Below are 17,574 nucleotides of genomic sequence, written 5' to 3'. Positions count from 1 at the left end.
GAGCTCGTGGGCACGACCCCGTGACGACATCGCGGCCGTCGCGATCCGCGTCCCGTCGGCCTGAACGATCCTTCGATGTGACCGGGTCGACCGTCGTTTCCGGCCCCTTTTCATTTTTCTGAACTAGAATCAGATGTAATGCTGAGGAGGGAAAAATGGCTGACCAGCAGCGTTACATCACCGTCGGAGTCGATGGTTCGGAAGGGGGCCGTCGGGCCCTGTCCTGGGCGATCCGGCACGCGGTCGCCGTCGGCGCGGACGTTCAGGTCGTCACCGCCTGGTCGTGGGACGGGATGGCCTTCGCCGCCGGCAACACCGGTGGCCCGCACGAGGCGCGCGCCTACGCCGAGAAGATCCAGCGCACCGACATCGACAAGGTGCTCAGCGAGATCGACGGCCCGGTGCCGGTGATCACGACGCGGGTCGTGGAGGGACACCCGACGGCGGTGCTCGTCGCGGCCTCGAAGGGCTCGGAGCTGCTCGTGCTCGGCAGCAACGGCCGCGGCTTCCTCGCCTCCACGCTGTTCGGCTCGGTGAGCGAGTCCGTCGTCCGCCGGGGCAGCACCCCCGTCCTCGTGGTGCCCGCGCTGGCGCGCGTGGCTGTTGCCGCCTGACCTTCGCGCGTAACGTCAGCGGGACCGAGCGCTATGGCGCGCGATTCCGCTGACGTTGCGGGGTACGGAGGAGACGTGGGCGAGCACACGTTGACTCTTGGACCACCGGACCCGGTGGACGCGCTGGCGGCTGACGGCTCCTACGTCCGGATCCGGCCGGCCGGGCCGGGGGACACCGACGCGCTCGTCGAGCTGCACGACCAGGCCTCGGCCCGGTCGCGCTACCTGCGGTTCTTCACCAACGACGCGAACGCCGGTCGCCGCTTCGTCACGCACCTGATGGCACCGCCGGCCGCGGGGGAGCAGCCGCCGGTCGTCCTGCTCGCCGAGCGCAGCGGGGCCGTGGTCGCGATGGGCGCTTACCTGCCCTCGTCGGCGGTCGAGGCCGAGGTCGCGTTCCTGGTCGCGGACTCCTGCCACGGCCTCGGCCTCGGGACGCTGCTGTTGGAGCAGCTCGCCGCCGTCGCCCGCGAGCGCGGCATCCGGCGGTTCCGGGCCGAGGTGCTGCTGGAGAACCGGGCGATGGTCGGGGTGCTGGTCGACTCCGGGTTCGCCGAGCGCAGCGAGCCCGACGGGCCGACGACGTCGATTCTCCTCGACACCGCCCTCGACGACCGGGCGCTGCGCCGCATCCTCGACCGCGAGCGCATGGCCGAGAACCGGTCGCTGGACCGTCTGCTCGCCCCGCGCAGCGTCGCGGTCGTGGGGGCCGGGCGGCTCGAAGGTCCGGGTCACCGCGTCGTCCGCAACCTGCTCGCCGCCGGCTTCACCGGCTCCGTGCACCCGGTGAACCCGACGGCCCGCGCGGTGCGCGGCGTGCCCGCGGTCGCGAAGATCGGGGACATCTCGCCGCCGGTGGACCTTGCCGTGATCGCGGTCCCCGCGCCCGCGGTGCTCGACGTCGTCGCCGAGTGCGGCCAGGCCGGGGTCGCCGCGGTGCTCGTGATCTCCGCCGGGTTCGCCGAGGCCGGGCCCGAGGGCCGGCAGGCCGAGGCCGAGCTGCTCTCGGTCGTCCGCCGCTACGGGATGCGCCTGGTCGGGCCGAACTGCCTCGGCGTCGTGAACACCGGCCCTGACGTGCGGCTCAACGCGTCGTTCGGACTCGAGATGCCGCCGCCCGGGGGGCTGTGTCTGGCCTCGCAGTCCGGGGCCGTCGGGATCGCCGTGCTCGACGCGGCGAGCCGCAACGGGCTCGGCGTCGCGGAGTTCGTCTCGCTCGGCAACAAGGCCGACGTCTCCGGCAACGACCTGCTGCTGGAGTGGTGGCGCGACCCGCGGGCCGACGTCATCGGTCTGTACCTGGAGTCCTTCGGCAACCCGCGTCGCTTCGCCCGTATCGCGCGGCTGGTCGCATCGGACAAGCCCGTGCTCGTCGTCAAGGGCGGCCGGTCGAGCCGGGGCAGTCGGGCCGGGGCATCCCACACCGCGGCCGCGGCGACGCCGGACCGCGTGCTCGACGCCCTCTGTGCCTCGGCCGGCGTCGTGCGGTTGGACTCGCTGCCCGAACTGCTCGACGTCGCGCGCCTGCTCGCCGGGCGCCCGCTGCCGCAGGGGTCGCGGCTCGCCGTCCTCGGGAACGCCGGTGGCGGCGGGGTGCTTGCGGCCGACGTGGCGTCCGCGGCCGGCCTCGAGGTGCCCCCGCTGACGGCGCCGACGATCGAGGCGTTGCGGGCCCTCGGCCCGGTCGACACCGACGGCAACCCGCTCGATCTCGGCGCGACGGCGTCCGCGGCGGCGCTCGCCGAGGCCCTGCGCATCGTCGCCGGGTCCGGGGAGGTCGATCTGGTGGTCGCGGTCGTGGCCTCCACCGGCGACAACGACGCCCCGGGCGCCCTCGACGCCATCGCCCGCGCGGCCGCGGAATGCCCCGAGGTGCCGGTGACCGTCGTCGCGCTCGGCGCGGTGACCGGCCCGCAGCGCATCGAGACCGATGGCGTCCGCATCCCGATCTTCGAGTTCCCCGAGACGGCTGTGCGCGCGCTCGGGCACGTCGCCCGGTACGCGGCCTGGCGCCGGCGGCCACAGGGTGAGGTGCCCCAGTTGGCCGGCGTCGACCTCGCCGCCGCCCGCACGCTGCTCGACGAGTTCCTGGGCGCGAACAACCAGGGCGGGTGGCTCCCGCCGGTCGAGGCCGCGACGTTCCTGCGCGCGATCGGCATCGACGTCGCGCCCGGCGTCGTCGTCACCGACCCCGACGCGGCCGAGGCGGCGGCGACGCAGCTCGAGTACCCCGTCGTCCTGAAGAGTGCGGTCCCCGACCTCGTGCACAAGACCGACCGGGGCGCGGTGCGCACCGACCTGCGCGCCCCGTGGGAGGTCCGCGCCGCCTACGCGGCGGTCGTGCGCGCGGCGGAGGATCCGCGCGTCCTCGTGCAGCCGCTCGTGACGGGTACGGAACTGCTGATCGGCCTCGCCCGCGACCCGGACTTCGGCCCGGTCGTCGCCGCCGGCAGCGGTGGCGTCCTCACCGACCTCGTCGGCGACCGGGTGTACCGGGGCCTGCCGCTCACCGACGTCGACGCGACGGAGATGATCGCCGGGCCGCGGATCGCCCGGCTGCTCGCCGGGTACCGTGGCGCGCCGCCCGTCGCCATCCCCGCGGTGACCGACGTGCTGCACCGGGTCGCGGTGCTGGCCGAACGCTTCCCGGAGATCGCCGAGCTCGACCTCAACCCGGTCATGACCGGACCCGACGGCGCGACCGTGGTCGACGCGCGGATCCGCGTCATCCCCGCCGGCCCCGAGCCCGACCCCTACCGCCGGCGCCTCTCGCCCGCCCGCTGACCCGACAGGAGACCCGATGCCCGACGAGCGTTCCTGCCCCACCCTGCTCGTCGCCGGCGACGGCGCCGCGGCCTACGACCTCGGCGACGGGCATCCGATGCGCGCGGTGCGGGCGGCGCTCGCGGTCGAGCTCGCGCGGGCGCTCGGGGTCGCGGAACGCGCCGGCTGGACCGAGGTCGTCGCCCCGCCCGCCGCCGACGAGCAGCTGCGGCTCGTGCACACCGAGACCTACGTCGCGCTCGTGCGGCAGGCCGAGCGGTTGCCGGAGGCGATCCTCGCCGGGTTCGGGCTCGGCACCGAGGACACCCCGGTGATCCCGGGTCTGCACCAGGCCGCGGCTGCGGTGGCCGGCGCGACGATCGCGGCCTGCGAGGCCGTGTGGTCCGGAAAGACGCGGCACGCGGTCAACCTCGCGGGCGGCCTCCACCACGCGATGCCCGGCCACGCCAGCGGCTTCTGCGTCTACAACGACGCGGCCATCGGCATCGCGACGCTGCTCGCCGCCGGTGCGCGCCGCGTCGCGTACGTCGACCTCGACGCGCATCACGGCGACGGCGTCGAGAGGTGCTTCGTCGACGACCCCCGCGTGCTCACGATCTCACTGCACCAGGACGGGCGGACGCTGTTCCCCGGCACCGGGGCGGCCCACGACACCGGCGGCGACACGGCGCCCGGCAGTGCGGTGAACGTCGCGCTCCCGCCCGGGACCGACGACGCCGGCTGGCTGCGCGCCTTCCACGCCGTGGTGCCCGAGCGGATCCGCGCGTTCGGCCCCGACGTGATCGTCACCCAGTGCGGGTGCGACGCCCACCGCAACGACCCGCTCTCGGACCTGCAGATCTCGGTCGAGGGCTTCACGGTCGCGTACGAGGCGATGCACGAGCTCGCCCACGAGACGAGCGCCGGCCGTTGGGTCGTCCTCGGCGGCGGGGGGTACGACCTCGGCGACGCGGTCCCGCGGTCGTGGGCCCAGCTGCTCGCGGTCGTCAGCGGTTCGTCGGTGGCCCCGGACACGGAGCTTCCCGCGGACTGGCGCGCGCACTCGGAGACCCTCGTCGGCCGCGCGGCCCCGACCGTCCTCGGCGACGGCGCGGAGACAACCTGGCGGGACTGGGAGTCCGGCGCCGACCCCGAGCACGCCCTCGACGCCGCGATCCTGCAGACCAAGGCCGCCCACCGCAACGCGGGGATCGTGCCGATGGTCGGCGAGTTGTTCTGACGAGACGTCACGTGCGTCCGCCGCCCCGTCTGCCCGACGTCCTGCGCCCGCTGGTGCGGGAGACGGTCAACCGCCACCAGCTCCGGACGGCCGGCCGCCCCGGCGCCCGGGCGGCGCTGATCCGGCACCGCGGCCGCCGGTCCGGCCGGACCTACGAGACCCCCGTGACCCCGACCCTCACCGACGACGGCTTCCTCATCGCCCTCCCCTTCGGCGACCGCGCGGACTGGGTCCGCAACGTCCTCGCCGCCGGCGAGGCGACGCTGGTCCGCGAGGGCGTCGAGCACGCGGTCCGGGACCCGGAGGTGGTCCCGATGGCGGACGTCGCGGACTGCTTCGACCCCGGCGACCAGCGCGCCCACCGCCGCTTCGGCGTCACCCTCGCCCTCCGCCTGCGGACCCGTTGAACAAGGGGTGTCACCCCTTATCAACGAACGGGCGGGCGATGCGGCCGGGCGGGGGAGCGGGGAAGGCGTCGGGGTGCAGCGCCCAGGCGAGGGCCTCGATGCCGTCGACGAGGCCGGGGCCGGCCTGGACGACGTAGTTCGCGGAGTCGATCGCGACGATCGGGAGGCCGGGGAGTCGCTCGGCGACCGCGGCGCTCTGCTCGACCGCGGCGTCGAGGCCGAAGCCGCACGGCGCGACCACGACGACGTCGGCCGCGGGCAGGTCCTCCCACGGGATGCTGACGCTGCGGCCGCCGTCGATCGAGCCGACCGGAATCCCCCCGGCGTGCCGGACGAACTCGGGAACCCAGTGCCCGGGCAGGAACGGCGGGTCGGTCCACTCCAAAACGAGGACCCGCGGCCGCGGCCGGTCGCCGACGCCGTGGGAGACGACGTCGACGCGGCGCCGCAGGGACCACGCGAGTTCGCGGCCGACCTGCGGGACCCCCGCCGCGGCGGCGACGGTCTCGACGTCGAAGAAGACGTCGGAGAGGTAGCGCGGGTCGAGGGAGACGACCGCGGCGTCGGTGCCGATCGCGCGGCACGCGTCCTCGACGGTCCCGGCCGGGAGCGCGCACACCCGGCACAGGTCCTGAGTGAGGATCAGATCCGGTTTCAGCGCGGCGAGCGCGACCCGGTCCAGTTCGTACATCGGCAGCCCGGCCGCCGTTCGGTCGCGGACCCACGCGTCGATCTCGGCGGGACTGAGCCCGTCCGGGATCGCGGTGTCGACCACGACCGGCACCCGGTCGCGCAGCGAGCACTCGAACGTCACTGCGACCAGGTCGTCCGCAAGGCCCAGCGCCCGGACGATCTCGGTCGCCGCGGGCAGCAACGACGCGATCCGGGGCATGTCCCCAGGGTAGGCAGTGATCAGTCGTCGGGTTCGTCGGTGTGCTCGGCGTGCGCGGAGTGCTCGGCGTACCAGCCCGCGTAGGGGGTGTTCTTCGCGAGATGCCGGTTCCAGTCCGGCGCCCTGTCGGTCCACCACACCGGCCCACGCTCGCCGAGGGCGCGCTTGGCGGCGTCGACCTGCTCCCGGGCCTGTGCGCGGGCCTTCTCGTCGCCGGCCCGCATCGCGGCCTGTTTCGCCCGGCGGGCCGCCATCAGGTCGGAGACCAGGCGCTCGCGGGCGTCCTCGGACAGCGCCGGGTTCGACCGCCGCCACAGCCGTCCGCGGACGACCACGTACCGGTCGTCCGGGGTCACGAGCGGCTCGGTCATGGTGAGGAACTGCCGCAGCACGGGCCGTTCATGCCGGCACGATTCCGGGCGCGGAGGGGCGGACGCCGCGCCGCGGGGGAAGAAACCGGTCCGAACCGGCATTGTTGACCCCCGTGGCGAACCCCTCGACCTCAGGAGAGTCCACGGGCCGGGCGATGGTGGCCCGCATCGCGGCTCCGTTGCGCCGGTACCTCGACACCGAGGCCGGTAGCGCGGGCCTGCTGCTGCTCGCGACCCTCGCGGCGCTGGCCTGGGCGAACTCACCCTGGCCGGACAGCTACGACCGGTTCTGGCACACCGAACTGTCGATCACCCTCGACACCCACACGCTGAACCTCGACCTCAAGCACTGGGTCAACGACGGCCTGATGGTGTTCTTCTTCCTCGTCGTCGGTCTGGAGGTCAAACGCGAGCTCGCGATGGGCGAGCTGACGGACCGTCGCCGCGCCGCCGTCCCGCTCGCCGCCGCCCTGTTCGGGCTGGTGGCACCCGCGGTGCTGTTCCTCGCGATCAACCCCTCCGGCGAGGCGGCGTCGGCGTGGGGTGTCGTGATCTCGACCGACACGGCGTTCCTGCTCGGGGTGCTCGCCCTCGTCGGATCGCACGTCCCGACCGGGTTGCGGTTGTTCCTGCTGACCCTCGCCGTCGCCGACGACATCGGCGCGCTGACGATCATCGCGCTCTTCTACACCGAGGACCTCGACCTCGTCGCGCTCGCGCTCGCGGCGCTCGGGATCGCCGCGATGCTGTTCCTCCGCTACCTGCACGTGTGGCGCGGGCCGGCGTACTTCGTCCTCGCGATCGGGGTGTGGATCGCGATGTACGAGTCCGGGGTGCACCCGACCCTGGCCGGCGTCGTCATCGCGATGTTCACGCCCGCCTACCCGGCCCGCCGTGAGCAGGTCGAGGAGGCGGAGCGCCTGACCCGCGCGTTCCGACAGTCACCGAACCCGGAGTACGCCCGCGCGGCACGGCTGAGCATCGAGCGCTCGGTCTCGCTGAACGAGCGCATGACGCGGCTGTACCACCCGTGGACGAGCTACGTGATCGTCCCGATCTTCGCCCTCGCCAACGCCGGCGTCCGTCTCGACGGCGACACGATCAGCGACGCCTCGACCTCGCCCGTGACGATCGGCATCGTCGTCGGCCTCGTGCTCGGCAAGCTGCTCGGCATCTGGGCCGGTGCGTACGCCGCCGTCCGCTGCCGCCTCGGGGAGTTCGCGCCGGGCATCACCGGCCTCGGCCTCGCCGCGGGTGCGGCGCTGTCGGGCATCGGGTTCACGATCTCGCTGTTCATCGTCGACCTCGCGCTCGACGACCCGCAGCTCGCCGACGAGGCGCGCATCGGTGTCCTCGCCGCCTCGGTGCTCGCGACCGTCCTCGGCTGGGGTCTGTTCCGCGTCGCGCAGGCGCGGCAGGGTGACATGCCCGGCCGGCCGCTCAAGCTCGACCCGCCCGTCGACCCCGCCCGCGACCACATCCGCGGGCCGCTCGACGCCCCGCTCACCCTGGTCGAGTACGGCGACTTCGAGTGCCCGTTCTGCAGCACCGCGACCGGCTCGGTGCACGAGCTGCAGGACCGCCTGGGCGACCGGCTGCGCTACGTCTTCCGGCACCTGCCCCTCGACGTCCATCCCCACGCCCCGCTCGCCGCCGAGGCCTCCGAGGCCGCCGCGGCGCAGGGCAAGTTCTGGGAGATGTACGACCGCCTCTACGAGCGGCAGGACCAGCTGACCGAGCGCGACCTGATCGTCCACGCCTACGAGCTCGGCCTCGACGTCGAGCGGTTCGCCCGCGAGCTGGTCGAGAGCAGGTACGCCCCGGTCGTCCGCGACCACGTCATCTCCGCCGAGGCCAGCGGCGTCGGCGGGACCCCGACCTTCTTCGTCAACGGGGTCCGCCACGTCGGCCCCTTCGACGCCGAGACCCTCGCCGCCCGCCTCCTCGAGACCGCCCCCGCCGCCTGACCCCCCGCAGTGGAGATGTCATCTCCACTGGATTGGGCCGTTCCCGTTGGAGATGTCATCTCCAGTGCAACCCGTCTGTGCACTGAAGATGACATCTCTTGTGCATCCCGCACTGCACTGGAGATGACATCTCCAGTGCACGGCGGGAGGTCAGGGGCGGCCGGGGGTGAACAGCTGGATCGACCCGACGGGGGAGAACCCGGCGCGGAGGAGGGCCCGCATGCTCGCGGCGTTGCCGGGGGCGCAGGCGGCGACGACGAGCTCCCCGGCGGGGACGGCGGCGAGGCCGGCGCGGACCAGGGCGGTGCCGCCGCCGGCGCCGCGGCGCGACTGATCGAGCTCGAAGCTCAGCTCGATCAGGCCGCCGATGCCGCGGGCGAGGACCACCACGGAGGTGTCGCTCGCGTCGGTCCGGCCGAGGACGCGGACGTCGTCCCGGACGCGCTGGGCGAACCCGACCCGGGGGTGTCCGGCGAGGTCCGGCCGCTCGATGAGGTGCCCGCCGGTGCCGCGGGCCTCCCAGGCGCCGGTCCCGACGCCGACGAACAGTGAGTCGAGGCTGTCGATCCAGCCGCCGTCCGCGAGGGCGGCGATCACGGCCGGGTGGTGCGCCCCGCCGAGACCGTCGACGCCGAGCTTGGTCAGCTCGTCGTCGGCGACCCGCTCGGAGATCGCGAGCACCGCGTGCCCGGTGAACGCGACGACGGCCTCGACCCCGTCGCGCCACGGCGGGACGCGCCGCCAGCCGGCGTCGGCAGTGGGGAACTCCCCGGCCGCCGCGGCGCGGATCAGTGTCGCCAGCGGGTGTTCACCCATCGTCAGCCTCGACGCAGCGGACTGTCGGGGCCGGAGACGAACGCGCGGTACGTCGCGAACGCTTCATCGACCTGACGAGGCGTCAGACCGTAGCGCTCCAGGGTGTAGTCGGGTGCGCCGGTGCGGCCCGGCGGGTGCGAACGCTCCCACGCGTCGACGGCGTCGAGCAGCGCGGGCGCGGGCTCGGTGCCGCGGCTGCGCAGGATGCGTTCCACGACAGCACCGACGTCGGAGCACGTCTCCGCGTAGTCGACGTCGAGCACCTGGGTCGCGTCGACCCGCTCCCGCTGCTCGATGTTCGCCTCCCAGCTCTGGGCACTCAGCAGGACGTTGCGGCCGATCTGGTCCAGCGTGACGTGGTCGGCGCCGTAGGCCCGGTGGAAGATCTCCTGCATGTGCGCGCTGGACGGCACTACCTGTTGCGGGTCCCGGTGGCAGTGCACGACGGTGGCACGGGGGAAAGTCTTGAGCAGCGTCTCGAGCGCCTGCAGGTGGATCGGCGCCTTGAGCACCCAGGGTCGCCCGCGGCGGCCGCCGTCCTGCCACTGCAGGTACTGCAGCGCGCGCTTGAGATCGGCGTAGGCGGGAGTCTGGTCCTGCTGCACGACCCAGTCGATGAACGAGTAACCGTGGCACACCCACGGCGTGCCGACGGTGCGGAAGCTGAGCTGGAGGAGCAGCACCTCCTCCTCCGGCTCGGTCGCCTCGACCGGGTGCACGGCCATCATGTCCGGGTGCTGCTCGCGCAGGACCGCGAGCTGCTGCTCGGTGACGGCGATGCGCGGGTCCGGGCCGGGGCCGGGGGGGCCCCACGGCGTCGGGAACAGGGCCTGCCAGAGCAGCAGCCGCTGGAAGTCCGGCACGACCGCGAGCGCGCGGTGCAGCTTCGTCGTCCCGGTCCGGGCCAGGCCGGTGATGACGATCGGGTCGTCGAGCTCCTCGTCGGCGATCTCCGGGTGTTCGGTGAACGCGGCCGCGATCGCGAGGCGGGTGCAGAGCAGCCGCGTCATGTCGGCGTCGAACGCGGCGGCCCAGGTCGCGTCGAGGGTGCCGGCCGAGTCCACGGCCTCGACGAGCTTCTCGAACGGCTCCCGGAACGCCGGGTCACCGAAGTCGCGCAGGCCGAGCAGGTCACCGGCCGCCGACATCAGGGCGGCCGCACGCAGGCTCGGCGTCATCGCTCCAGCACATCACACCAAGTCGGCCACCAGGGCGGCCACGCGCTCGCGGAGGGCGTCCCGAATTCGCCGGACCGCGGCGAGCTCCTGTCCGGCCGGATCGTCCAGGGCCCAGTCCTCGTACCGCCGTCCGGGAAAGACCGGGCAGGCGTCGCCGCAGCCCATCGTCACCACGACGTCGGACGCCATCACGGCCTCAGGGGTGAGCACCCGAGGTGCGGCCTCCGTGATGTCGATCCCGACCTCCCGCATGGCCGCGACCGCGACCGGATTCACCCGGTCGGCGGGCGCGGACCCGGCGGACCGCACCTCGATCCGGCCCTCGCCGAGGTGCTCGAGCCAGCCGGCGGCCATCTGGGAACGACCGGCGTTGTGCACGCAGACGAACAACACGCTGGGACGTTCAGGCATCAACGGCACCTCTCACGGTGGTCGGGTACAAGGCAAGCAGCAGGAGCAGGCCGAGCGCGGCGCCGACCAACTGCGCGGCGACGAAGCCGGGCACCGACGAGGGCGCGATCCCGGCGAAGGTGTCGGTGAACGCGCGGCCGACCGTCACCGCCGGGTTCGCGAACGAGGTCGACGAGGTGAACCAGTACGCCGCCCCGATGTACGCGCCGACGGCGGGGGCGCACAGGGGACCCTGCGAGCTGCGCACGAGCGCGAAGATCACCAGGACCAGGCCGGCCGTGGCGACGACCTCCGCCACGAGCGTCGGACCGCCGTTCCGTGCGTGCGTCGACGTGGTGAGCACCCCGACGTCGAACATCCCGTGGGCGAGCCAGGTGCCGGCGATCGCCCCCGCGGTCTGGGCGGAGACGTACGCGGCCACCTCCGGCCCGCGGAACGAACGCCGGTCGAGGGCCCATGCCGCGAGGGTGACGGCGGGGTTGAGGTGCCCCCCGCTGACCGGCGCGAGGACGAGGATCAGCACCGTCAGCCCGAGCGCGGTGGCCATCGAGTTCTGCAGCAGCTGGAGGCCGACGTCGTCGGGCGAAAGTCGCTGGGCCGCAATGCCGGAACCGACGACGACCGTGACCAGCCCGCCCGTGCCCACGAACTCGGACAGGGCCCGGCGCCGTAGCTCCGTTGTCATCCGACCGGAGTGCCGAGCAGGCGGCCCAGTGCGTCGAGGGCCTCGGCCCGGACGCGGTAGTACACCCAGCTCGCCCGGCGCTCGGAGGTCAGCAGGCCCGCCTCGCGCAGCACCTTGAGGTGGTGACTGATCGTCGGTTGGGAGACGTCGAACTCGCCCGTGAGCTCGCAGACGCACGCCTCCTGGCCCTCGTGCGACGCGATCAGGGAGAACAGGCGTAGCCGTACCGGGTCGCCGAGGGCTTTGAACGCCGCGGCCAGATCCACCGCCTGACGCGCCGTCAGCGGTTCGCGGCTCAGCGGTGCGCAGCAGTTCACGTCCAGAAGTTCCATGACCGTCCCGGGAATGAATTCGACAGGTATCGATATTGACAGCTATCGAAACAAGGCGCAACCTTCGACCATTCCGAGAGAACGGAGCACCGTCATGACCAGCACTGCCGCTAGTACTGCCATCGACACCAGCCGCGTCCAGCTCGCCCTCCGGGTCGCCGACCTCGAGGCCGCCGTGGAGTTCTACCGCCGGCTGTTCGGGGCCGAGCCGGCCAAGCGCCGCCCGGGGTACGCCAACTTCGCGATCGCCTCACCGCCGCTCAAGCTCGTCCTGATCGAGGGCGAACCCGGCCGGGACACGGTGCTCGACCACCTCGGTGTCGAGGTGCCGACCAGCGCGGAGGTGTCCGCCGCCGCCGCGCGCCTGGCCGCGTCCGGCCTCGCGACGGAGGAGGAGCAGGACCGCGCGTGCTGCTACGCCGTCCAGGACAAGGTCTGGGTCGAGGCTCCCGGCAAGGAGCCGTGGGAGATCTACACGGTGAAGGCGGACGCCGACACCCTCAGCCCCGCAGGAGCCGAGCCGTGCCGCGCGGGATGCTGCTGACCGCGCGTCCCGGACCTACGCTGAGCGCGTGACCGAGCTGGCGCAGCGACCCGGACGCTCCCGCCCGGTGCGCTGCGCCCGCTACGTCGGCGGCCGCCGGGTCGACCTGACCCTGGAGGGCGCGTTCGCGGCCTGCTCCGCCGAAGGCTTCGTCTGGATCGAGTGCACCGACCCGTCGCGGGAGGACATCGCCGCGGTCGCCGCCGAGTTCCGGCTGCCCGAGCTCGCGGTCGCCGACGCCGTCGCCGCGCACCAGCGACCGAAGCTCGAGGCGCACGGCGACATCCTGCTCGTCGTCCTCAAGCCGGTGCACTACGTCGACAGCTACGAGGTCGTCGAGGTCACCGAGGTGGCGCTGTTCCTCGGGCCGAGTTTCGTCGTGACGATCCGCCACGGCGACAACGACGTGCTCGACCGCGTGCGCCGCGACCTCGACTCCGGCGAGCACCCCGAGTTCGGGGTGGCCGGCGTGCTCTACCGCGTCGCGGACCGCGTCGTCGACGGCTATCAGGAGGCCATCGACTACATCTACGACGACGTCGACGAGATCGAGGAGCAGGTCTTCGGCGGCGGGGACGAGGACCGGTCCGAGCGCATCTACAGCCTCAAGCGCGAGGTCGCGGACTTCCGGCGGGCGGTCTCACCGCTGAGCCGGACGCTGGAGACCCTCGCCGACGGCCGGCACCCGGTACTGACACCGGAGGTCGAGCCGTACTTCCGCGGCGTGCACGATCATCTGCTGCGCGCGGCCGACAACGTCGAGGCGATCGACCGCCTGCTCTCCGACGTCCTGCAGGCGAACGTCGCGCAGGTGAGCGTCCGTCAGGCGCAGATCCAGCTGCGCCAGAACGAGGACATGCGGCGGATCAGTGCCTGGGCCGCGATCGCCCTGGTTCCGACCGCCGTCGCCGGCATCTACGGCATGAACTTCGAGCACATGCCCGAGCTGAACTGGCAGTACGGCTACCCGCTGGTGCTCGGCGTGATCCTGACGATCTGCCTGGCGCTGTACCTCAACTTCCGGGCGCGCCACTGGCTGGGTGCGCCGGCGGTGGCCGACCCTCAGGCCGAGGGCGCGGGCCGGGTCCGGCGCGAGTTGAAGAGCCGGGCGAGGAAGCTGCGGCGGACGGCGCGCTTGGGCTCGGGGTCGTAACCGGGCCACACCGGCGCGGTGCGCGACTGCGGCGGCGGCGGCCCCTCGAACAGGCCGTTGTGCAGATCCATCGTTCTCGTCCCCCCGGACTGGTGCACGCGGCGGTGCGTGCCGATCTTGCTTCGACGGTAGAGCTCCGACCTCCCGCACGGGAGCCGTTCGGTCAGAGATCAACCGAACGATGGACCCCTATCGGCCGCACCGCCGCGGACCTGACCCGCGCGGCCGAACTCAGGCCGCCCGGCCGGCCGGTTCGCCGAAGAATCCGGCCACGTAGCGGAGCCGGCCGGCGTCGTCGACGAGCACCACGTCGGTGCCCGCGAGGACGGCGGTTCCGTCCGGGGCGACGAGCTCCCAGGTGTAGCGGGCCAGGTCGTGGTGCGCGTCGAGCTCGCTGGTCCGGCGGAACGTGTGGCCGGGGAACTGGCCCTGCGCGGCGCCGGTGAGGGCGAGGATCTGCGCGTGGCCGGTCCCGGTGAACGGCGGGTCGGCGAGCACGCCGTCGGGGGCCCAGACCTCGGCGATCAGCGCGGCCCGCGCGGCCTCGTCCGGTTCGCCGTAGGCCTGCAGCCAGGTGTCGACGGTGAGCTCGAGGGTGACGGTGGTGGTCATCAGGTGTCCTTTCGGTCGGTGCGGGTGGCACCACCGTCGGGTCCGGCGCGGGCGTTCTCAATGACGTCCGAGGTCATGACGGGCCATGACCTCGCAGGTAATCGCGGGCATGACCGCGCGCGGTTAGCGTGCGGGGATGACCGAGCTGACCGTGGGCGCGCTGCTGCGCGACTGGCGCCGGCGGCGCCGGCTGAGCCAGATGGACCTCGCGCTGGCCGTCAACGTCTCGACGCGGCACCTGAGCTTCGTCGAGACCGGCCGCTCCCGGCCGAGCGCCGAACTCGTGCTGGCGCTCGCCGACGGCCTGGACATCCCGCTGCGCGAGCGGAACACGCTGCTGCTCGCGGCCGGCTACGCGCCGCGGTACCCGGTCCGGCCCCTGGAGGACACCGCGATGGATCCCGCCCGCGACGCCGTCCAGCGGATGCTCGACGCCCATGACCCCTACCCCGGCATCGTCGTCGACCGGGCCTGGAACATCGTGCTCGCGAACGCCGCGGCCGGCGCGATCACCGCCGGCCTCCCGGAGGAACTCCTCGGCCCGCCGGCGAACGTTTACCGGCTGAGCCTGCACCCCGAGGGCCTCGCGAAGCGGACGCTGAACTTCGGGGAGTGGGCCGCGCACCTGCTGCAACAGCTGCGCCGGTCGGTCGTCCTCACCGGCGACCCGGGCCTCGCCGCCCTGGAGGCCGAGGTCCGCGCGTACCCGGGGGTCGAGGAGGCGGTCGCCTCCGTCCCCGCCTCACCGTTGGACCGCGCGCCCCTGCTCCTGCCGTTCCGCCTCGACCTCGGCAACGGCACCGAGCTCTCGCTGTTCACGACCCTGACGACCTTCGGCACACCCCGCGACGTCACCCTCGACGAGCTCGCGGTCGAGCTGTTCTACCCCGCCGACGACGCCTCCGCCCGCCTTCTCGGCGGCCGCGGCTCCTCCGCCTCCGCGCTCAACTGACCTCCCGTCCGCTCTGTCCCCCCGTCCGCCCTGTCCCGCTGCTCATGCATGAGCAGGGTGTCGATTTCGGCGGACAAATCGGACACAGATCGACCACCCGCTCATGGATGAGCGGGGCGTCGCCCTGTCCCGCTGCTCATGCATGAGCAGCGGGTCGTTTTCGCGGGACATTTCGGACACAAATCGACCACCCGCTCATGCATGAGCGGGGTGCCTGGTGAAGCCGCCGGGGGCGGCCGAGGGGGAGCGGGGGAGCCGAGGATCAGGGCTCGAGGGAGCGGAAGACGGTCCCGGTCCGGGGCTTGGGCCAGAAGAAGGTCGACTTCGGGGGCATCAGGCCCCGGGCGTCGGCGGTGGCGCGGATCTGCTCGACCGAGACGGGACGCAGCAGGATCGCCGCCTGCGCGCGGCCGCCGCGAACGGCGGCGACGGCGTGCCCGACCCCGTGCTGGTACCTCACCTCGGCGCCGAGGCCCTCCAGCGCATCGGCGACGCGGACCGAGTCGAGCGGCTCGACACCGTCGGGCCCCGGGCCCTCGACGGGACGTAGCAGCCGCAACCCGTCGGGGGTCACCAGCGCCAGCGCGCGTTCGGCGATCAACCGCGCGACGACGTCCGGCCCCGGCAGCGGTTCGAGCTCCCCGACCTCGAAGTCGACGGCGAGGGCTCCGGCGAGGTCGACGTCCGACCCGAGCCCGGAGATCAACCGGTGGATCGGTTGCACGGTCAGCTGCTCGGCGTCGAGCTCGACGATCAGGCAGAGCGTCGCGTTCGCGCCCGCGGGGGCGCCGTCCTCGCCGGCGAAGATCTGACAGGTCGAGTACCGGTGGTGCCCGTCCGCGACGACGACCGGGTTGGACGACACCGCGTCGGTCACGGCCTTCACCGCGGCGGGGGAGTCGAGGCGCCAGAGCTCGTGGGTGACGCCGTCGGGGTCGTCCCAGCGGCCGAGGGGCTCCGCGGCGTCGAGGTCGATCAGACCGGTCAGCCCGGACGTCAGCGACAGGCCCCAGATCGCCGACAGGTTCGCCCGCGTCGCGCGGAGCAGGTCCAGCCGGTCGCTGTGCGCCTTCGGCGTCGTGTGCTCGTGGGGCAGGACGTCCGCCCGCGACTCGGCGTCGATGCCGAGGGCGCCGAGCACCCCGAGGGTGTGGCGCCGCGTCCCTGCCTCGTCGGTGAACGTCATCCGGTACGGGTAGAGCGCGGGCGCGTCGTCGACGAGCGCACCCTCCGCCCGCCACCGCGCGAACAGCGCGGCCGCGCCGGCGTAGGCGTCGAGACCGCTGGAGTCCTCGGGGTCGGTCGGCATGTCGACGAGCACGACGTTGTGCGGGTGCTGCGCGACCAGCGCCGCCCGTTCCTCCGCGTCGATGACGTCGTACGGCGGCGCCGTCACCGCCGCAAGGTCGTCGGTGGCGTAACGGATCCCGGCGAACGGCTCGAATCGCGGCATGCCCGGATCCTTGCAGAAGCAGAGGCGCGCCGAGCGAGCTAAATGCCGTCCCGCACGTCGGGCGTGCAGGCGACCATCCGGAGCTGACCTCGCTCGTCACGCACGAACGTGACGAACTGCTCCCAGCTGTACGCGGCGTCGGCGTTGTGGACGCCCCAACTCGCCTCGACCAGGACCGCATCACCCGGAGGAGTGCGGATCAGGTTGACGAAGTACCGCTGCGGAGCTTCGTGGCTGTCGCGCACGGTCTCCAGGGATTCCCGCACGCCGACCGCGTTCGGCTGAACACCGGCCGCGAGGAGAGCGTCGTCCGTGATGGTCTGCCCGGCCGCGGCACGCACCTGGACCTGCCGCCAACTCTCGAGCGCCTGATCGACCTGAGCGCGCACGCGCGGATCGAGGTCAGGTTCCCGCCGGTCCAGGAACCAGCCGACGCCGAGCAGCAGGGCCAACGCGAGCGCGGCCGCGGCGCCGATGCGCGCCCGTCGCAGTCGCTCGCGGGCGGCGTCGTCCGAGGTCAGCGGCGGCCACAAGGCGTTCGTGGGCGCGGGCAGCCCGGGGCCGCGGTCGATCGACACGGCGTCAGTAGAACATCGCGCGCTCGCGGCGAACGCCCGATCGTGCGGACTGTGACCGTTCGTCCGAGGACGAATCAGGCGTAGTGGAAGACCTCGGTGCCGGCGGGGGCGCCGTAGCGGTCGACGACCTTGTTCAGCTCGTCCTGGAGGTACAGGACGCCGACGCCGAAGCAGACCCACATCAGGACGCCGGTGGCGGGGTCGCAGGTGACCGGGAGCCCGGCGGCGTGCTGGGCGGACTCGATGCGGCGGGCCATGCGGTGCAGGGCGAGGAACTGCGGGATGCCGATCGGCCAGCCGAGGGCGAAGGCGGTGGTGTCGACCCGGTACGACCCGGGGATCCGCTCGTCGAACCGGGCGAGCTCCCGGTTCGCGCGCAGGAACCACACCACCCAGTAGACGCCCAACGTGGCGACGCCGAGGAACCACACCGCCGCCGGTCGGCGCCGTTTCGGCGCCGGACCGTACGTCAGGGTCTCCCGGCTGAGCAGTACCGACGTGTCCGGTGACATCGCGCATCCCCCCGAGCGCGGCCGGCCTCCCCAGAACGGCCGCGGTCTATCGAAACGCTAGGGCGATTTGCCGCGGTCCGCAGAGAAATCGTGA

At 73.2% G+C, this 17,574-nt stretch carries 19 protein-coding genes; 8 read left to right on the top strand and 11 right to left on the bottom strand.

Going from position 1 to position 17,574, the window contains the following annotated elements; translation table 11 throughout:
- The first annotated feature begins 155 nt into the window (after positions 1 to 155).
- The 4 genes from ABD401_RS07985 to ABD401_RS07970 all read left to right on the top strand — a co-directional run bounded on the left by ABD401_RS07985 (position 156) and on the right by ABD401_RS07970 (position 5,024).
- Positions 156 to 614, top strand: coding sequence for a universal stress protein (locus tag ABD401_RS07985; RefSeq protein ID WP_344603384.1), 459 nt, complete (start codon positions 156 to 158; stop codon positions 612 to 614).
- A gap of 75 nt (positions 615 to 689) precedes the next feature.
- A complete protein-coding gene (locus ABD401_RS07980; protein ID WP_344603382.1) occupies positions 690 to 3,398 on the top strand; it encodes a bifunctional acetate--CoA ligase family protein/GNAT family N-acetyltransferase in 2,709 nt (902 codons plus the stop codon).
- A 16-nt stretch (positions 3,399 to 3,414) separates the two neighbouring features.
- On the top strand, positions 3,415 to 4,617 hold the full coding sequence (locus ABD401_RS07975) for an acetoin utilization protein AcuC (protein ID WP_344603380.1): 1,203 nt from the start codon (positions 3,415 to 3,417) through the stop codon (positions 4,615 to 4,617).
- Between the two features lie 11 nt (positions 4,618 to 4,628).
- The gene (locus ABD401_RS07970; protein WP_344603378.1) at positions 4,629 to 5,024 is read left to right on the top strand and encodes a nitroreductase family deazaflavin-dependent oxidoreductase; all 396 of its coding nucleotides are present in this window, start codon (positions 4,629 to 4,631) and stop codon (positions 5,022 to 5,024) included.
- Between the two features lie 10 nt (positions 5,025 to 5,034).
- Here the strand turns inward: ABD401_RS07970 and ABD401_RS07965 are convergent, their stop codons facing one another.
- Together ABD401_RS07965 and ABD401_RS07960 are read right to left on the bottom strand one after the other, a co-directional pair.
- Positions 5,035 to 5,916, bottom strand: coding sequence for a TroA family protein (locus tag ABD401_RS07965; protein WP_344603376.1), 882 nt, complete (start codon positions 5,914 to 5,916; stop codon positions 5,035 to 5,037).
- A 20-nt stretch (positions 5,917 to 5,936) separates the two neighbouring features.
- Positions 5,937 to 6,287: a hypothetical protein gene (locus tag ABD401_RS07960; RefSeq protein WP_344603543.1), complete on the bottom strand. Its 351-nt coding sequence runs from the start codon at positions 6,285 to 6,287 to the stop codon at positions 5,937 to 5,939.
- Positions 6,288 to 6,442: 155 nt separating this feature from the next.
- Between ABD401_RS07960 and nhaA the strand changes: the two genes are divergently transcribed.
- The gene (gene nhaA / locus ABD401_RS07955; RefSeq protein WP_344603541.1) at positions 6,443 to 8,254 is read left to right on the top strand and encodes a Na+/H+ antiporter NhaA; all 1,812 of its coding nucleotides are present in this window, start codon (positions 6,443 to 6,445) and stop codon (positions 8,252 to 8,254) included.
- Positions 8,255 to 8,404: 150 nt separating this feature from the next.
- On the opposite strand, the gene ABD401_RS07950 is transcribed toward nhaA, so the two are convergent.
- From ABD401_RS07950 to ABD401_RS07930, 5 genes are read right to left on the bottom strand one after another with little or no spacing between them, the layout of a single operon-like run.
- Positions 8,405 to 9,070 carry a GNAT family N-acetyltransferase gene (locus tag ABD401_RS07950; protein ID WP_344603374.1) on the bottom strand — a complete coding sequence of 222 codons (666 nt, stop codon included), beginning with the start codon at positions 9,068 to 9,070 and terminating at the stop codon, positions 8,405 to 8,407.
- Positions 9,071 to 9,072: 2 nt separating this feature from the next.
- On the bottom strand, positions 9,073 to 10,248 hold the full coding sequence (locus tag ABD401_RS07945; protein WP_344603372.1) for a sulfotransferase family protein: 1,176 nt from the start codon (positions 10,246 to 10,248) through the stop codon (positions 9,073 to 9,075).
- Positions 10,249 to 10,260: 12 nt separating this feature from the next.
- A complete protein-coding gene (locus ABD401_RS07940) occupies positions 10,261 to 10,659 on the bottom strand; it encodes an arsenate reductase ArsC (RefSeq protein WP_344603370.1) in 399 nt (132 codons plus the stop codon).
- Positions 10,652 to 11,344: an aquaporin gene (locus tag ABD401_RS07935; RefSeq protein ID WP_344603368.1), complete on the bottom strand. Its 693-nt coding sequence runs from the start codon at positions 11,342 to 11,344 to the stop codon at positions 10,652 to 10,654. The genes ABD401_RS07940 and ABD401_RS07935 overlap by 8 nt, the downstream gene beginning before the upstream one ends.
- Positions 11,341 to 11,676 (bottom strand): ArsR/SmtB family transcription factor, encoded by a 336-nt coding sequence (locus tag ABD401_RS07930; RefSeq protein WP_344603366.1) that lies wholly within the window; start codon positions 11,674 to 11,676, stop codon positions 11,341 to 11,343. Before ABD401_RS07930 ends, ABD401_RS07935 begins: the two co-directional genes overlap by 4 nt.
- 94 nt (positions 11,677 to 11,770) lie before the next feature.
- Between ABD401_RS07930 and ABD401_RS07925 the strand changes: the two genes are divergently transcribed.
- Together ABD401_RS07925 and ABD401_RS07920 are read left to right on the top strand one after the other, a co-directional pair.
- A complete protein-coding gene (locus tag ABD401_RS07925) occupies positions 11,771 to 12,220 on the top strand; it encodes an ArsI/CadI family heavy metal resistance metalloenzyme (protein ID WP_344603364.1) in 450 nt (149 codons plus the stop codon).
- Positions 12,221 to 12,248: 28 nt separating this feature from the next.
- A complete protein-coding gene (locus ABD401_RS07920) occupies positions 12,249 to 13,373 on the top strand; it encodes a magnesium and cobalt transport protein CorA (RefSeq protein ID WP_344603362.1) in 1,125 nt (374 codons plus the stop codon).
- 231 nt (positions 13,374 to 13,604) lie between these two features.
- Here ABD401_RS07920 and ABD401_RS07915 read toward each other — a convergent pair whose 3' ends face one another.
- Positions 13,605 to 13,985, bottom strand: coding sequence for a nuclear transport factor 2 family protein (locus tag ABD401_RS07915; protein ID WP_344603360.1), 381 nt, complete (start codon positions 13,983 to 13,985; stop codon positions 13,605 to 13,607).
- A 136-nt stretch (positions 13,986 to 14,121) separates the two neighbouring features.
- On the opposite strand from ABD401_RS07915, the gene ABD401_RS07910 reads away from it, so the two are divergent.
- On the top strand, positions 14,122 to 14,937 hold the full coding sequence (locus ABD401_RS07910) for an MmyB family transcriptional regulator (protein ID WP_344603357.1): 816 nt from the start codon (positions 14,122 to 14,124) through the stop codon (positions 14,935 to 14,937).
- Positions 14,938 to 15,199: 262 nt separating this feature from the next.
- On the opposite strand, the gene ABD401_RS07905 is transcribed toward ABD401_RS07910, so the two are convergent.
- The 3 genes from ABD401_RS07905 to ABD401_RS07895 form a co-directional block, all read right to left on the bottom strand.
- Positions 15,200 to 16,390, bottom strand: coding sequence for a DUF1015 family protein (locus tag ABD401_RS07905; RefSeq protein ID WP_344603355.1), 1,191 nt, complete (start codon positions 16,388 to 16,390; stop codon positions 15,200 to 15,202).
- A 38-nt stretch (positions 16,391 to 16,428) separates the two neighbouring features.
- A complete protein-coding gene (locus ABD401_RS07900) occupies positions 16,429 to 16,968 on the bottom strand; it encodes a hypothetical protein (RefSeq protein ID WP_344603353.1) in 540 nt (179 codons plus the stop codon).
- A gap of 74 nt (positions 16,969 to 17,042) precedes the next feature.
- Positions 17,043 to 17,480, bottom strand: a complete 438-nt coding sequence (locus ABD401_RS07895) for a DUF4234 domain-containing protein (protein WP_344603351.1) — start codon at positions 17,478 to 17,480, stop codon at positions 17,043 to 17,045.
- Between the last annotated feature and the right edge of the window lie 94 nt (positions 17,481 to 17,574).

Source organism: Sporichthya brevicatena (genome assembly GCF_039525035.1).
GTDB lineage: Bacteria > Actinomycetota > Actinomycetes > Sporichthyales > Sporichthyaceae > Sporichthya > Sporichthya brevicatena.
The sequence above is the reverse complement of the archived record's forward strand: the minus strand, read 5'-3'. Positions and strand labels throughout refer to the sequence as shown.